We start from the raw sequence: 1,841 nt of genomic DNA on the forward strand, positions 1-1,841 counted from the left end.
TCGTGACTCCTCCCCCGGCTGAAGCCGGGGGTTTCTCGTTACGCCGGGTTGGCGTTGCGAGGGACCAGCCCGGCCCGTAGAACGTTGGTGGCTCCCACTGTGTCGGCGTGCGCGGTGTGGCCGCAGGCGAGGCAGTGGAACTTTTCCTGGGTGGGCCGGTTCTCCTTGGCGGTGTGCCCGCATTCGGGGCAGGTACGGGAGGTGTTGCGGGGGTTCACGGCGATCACTTCCCGTCCGGCGCTTTCAGCCTTGGCGTGCAGGATCGTCAGGAACACCCCCCAACCGGCGTCGTTGATCGACTTGCTGAGCCCGGCCTTCGCGGCGGCCCCGTTGGGCAGGAACGCGCCCGGCTGGTCGGGGTCGGGCCTGGGGGCGGGGGCCTTGCTCATGTTGCGGATCTTGAGATCTTCGTGCGCGATGACGTCGTGTGCGCGGACCAGGCCGAGCGCGGTCTTGTGGGCGTGGTCGAGCCGCCTGCGCTTCACTTTGCCGTGCAGCTGGGCGACCTTCTGAACCGCACGCCGGTGGTTGGCGGTCCGGTCCTTCGCCTTGCAGCGCGGGAACCGGGACAGGGCCTGCTGCGCCGCCTGAAGTTTCGCGGCCGCCCGACGGCCGTGGCACGGATTGGACACGAAGGCGCCGTTCGAATCGGCGAGGAAGTTCGCGATGCCCAGATCGATGCCGACCGCGGAGCCCGTCGCGGGCAGCGGCTCGGGCCGGTCCCGCTCAACGCTCAGCACGACGAACCACTTACGGCCCTCGCGCTTGACCGACACGGTCTTGACCCGGCCGGCCACCGGGCGGTGCTGATTGACCCTCACATGCCCGACGCCCTGGAAACGGACCCGGGTGACGGCATCGTGCGGGGTGGAGTCGAACCGGCAGCCGTCCCCGTCCTTGGGGAAGTCCACCGTGTCGAACCAGTTCCCCCCGCGAAAGCGCGGATAGCCCGGCGCCTCACCAGACGTGACCCGACGGAAGAACGCGGCGAACGCCTTGTCGAGACGGCGCAAGGTGGCCTGCTGCGAGGAGAACGACCAGCGGCCCTGCCTCTCCGGGTCGAACGCCCGGATCTCCTTGAGCTGCGCCGACTGACCGCCGTACGTGACGCTGGTCTTCGAAACGTGCCGCCAGGCGTCACGCCGCTCCTGCAACGCCCCGTTGTAGAGGGAGCAGTGATCCCGCAGCATCTCGGCCAGCGCCTGGGCCTGACGGACGGTGGGCCGCAGGAGAAACTTGTACGCACGGATCATCCAGCCCACCCCCTCCGGTCAGTTCACTCGATCCTAATACACTTGGCGTATGTCACCACGCTGGGAACCAGATCCCGACATCAGGCGCGGAAACCACGTAGTTTTCAACCTCCACGCACACTTGGTGTTCGTCACGAAGTACCGGCGGGAGGTCTTCAACGACGACATGCTGACGCGCTGCGAGGCGATCATGCGGGACGTGTGCCAGTCCTTCGATGCCGAACTGCGGGAGTTCAACGGCGAAGGCGATCACGTCCACCTCCTCGTCCACTACCCGCCGAAAATCGCCCTGTCCAAACTCGTCAACTCCCTCAAGGGCGTCAGCTCCCGCTACCTGCGGGCGGAGTACACCGGCCGGATCAACCAGATCGGCACGGGATCGGTGTTCTGGTCCCCGTCCTACTTCGCCGCGTCCTGCGGCGGCGCACCACTGGGCATCGTCAAGGACTACATCGACAACCAGAAACGCCCTGGCTGACCGTCACCCCGAAGACGCAGAGAACTCCGGCGCTGCGCGCCTCCGGGCCGAGGATCGCATTCCCGCCCGGCCTGAAGGCCGGGATTCCCTGCGAAGAACAAGGGATGGAC

The 1,841-nt window shown here is 67.1% G+C and carries 2 protein-coding genes; one reads left to right on the forward strand and one right to left on the reverse strand.

Annotated features, from left to right (window positions below):
* Positions 1-38: 38 nt before the first annotated feature.
* The gene (locus ACIRRY_RS51770; protein WP_403988135.1) at positions 39-1,253 is read right to left on the reverse strand and encodes an RNA-guided endonuclease InsQ/TnpB family protein; all 1,215 of its coding nucleotides are present in this window, start codon (positions 1,251-1,253) and stop codon (positions 39-41) included.
* A gap of 49 nt (positions 1,254-1,302) precedes the next feature.
* Between ACIRRY_RS51770 and tnpA the strand changes: the two genes are divergently transcribed.
* Complete coding sequence (tnpA, locus tag ACIRRY_RS51775; protein ID WP_403988138.1) at positions 1,303-1,731, forward strand: IS200/IS605 family transposase; 429 nt, start codon at positions 1,303-1,305, stop codon at positions 1,729-1,731.
* Positions 1,732-1,841 lie beyond the last annotated feature (110 nt).

Source organism: Streptomyces sp. NPDC101776 (genome assembly GCF_044766845.1).
Taxonomy (GTDB): Bacteria; Actinomycetota; Actinomycetes; order Streptomycetales; family Streptomycetaceae; genus Streptomyces.

Coding starts and splice junctions, on each gene's coding strand:
- ACIRRY_RS51770 (WP_403988135.1), bottom strand. CDS start 1,253: ATGATCCGTGCGTACAAGTTTCTCCTGCGGCCCACCGTCCGTCAGGCC.
- tnpA (WP_403988138.1), top strand. CDS start 1,303: ATGTCACCACGCTGGGAACCAGATCCCGACATCAGGCGCGGAAACCAC.